We start from the raw sequence: 656 nt of genomic DNA, 5'->3' as shown, positions 1-656 counted from the left end.
GCTCCAGCTGGCCGGGCTGTACCTCCCGCCCCTGCGCGACCTTCTGGGCACCCGGCCACTGGCCGCCGGTGACCTGGTGATCGTGCTGGCGGTATCGGTGCTGGGCTACGCCGCGGTGCGACTCGACCGGGTCGTTCATCCCGGGCACCGACGGAGGTCCGCCCCCCTCGGGACCTTCGGCCCAGGCGCCGCTCCCCCACCGCGGGGTGCAATGGAGACGAATCAGAGCCTGTCCCAGGAGGGAAAGCCATGACCAGCCTGAATGCCCTCACCGCACAGGACGTCATGACCCGAGTGGTCGTCACGGTCGCCCCGGACGAGTCACCGCTCATGGCCTGGGAGCTGATGCGCCGGGCCGACGTCCACCACATCCCGGTCATCGGCGCGGGTCAGCGCCTGCACGGCCTGCTCTCGACGCAGAACCTCACCGACAGTTGCACTGGCACCCTGGCGGATGTCTCCCGTCGTCAGGTCGGCGATCTCGTGAAGTCGGAGCGCACACCACGGGTCAGGCTGGACCGTCCGCTCGACGCCGTGGCCGAGACGATGCTCGACTCGGCCCGGGACGCTGTTCCCGTAGTGGACGAGCACGGCCGGGTGGTCGGCGTCATCACCGCCGTCGATGTGCTGCGCGCGGTCGCCGGCCGGATCACCTC

At 70.6% G+C, this 656-nt stretch carries 1 protein-coding gene; it reads left to right on the top strand.

Annotated elements, in window-relative coordinates; all coding sequences use genetic code 11:
- Positions 1–249: 249 nt before the first annotated feature.
- Positions 250–656 (top strand): CBS domain-containing protein (locus QSK34_RS37625; protein ID WP_285591625.1); only part of this gene is annotated, 407 nt, incomplete at its 3' end.

The sequence above is a fragment of the Herbidospora sp. NBRC 101105 genome (assembly GCF_030269205.1).
GTDB lineage: Bacteria > Actinomycetota > Actinomycetes > Streptosporangiales > Streptosporangiaceae > Herbidospora > Herbidospora solisilvae.
Note: the sequence above shows the minus strand (reverse complement) of the source record. Positions and strands in the feature narration are given on the sequence as shown.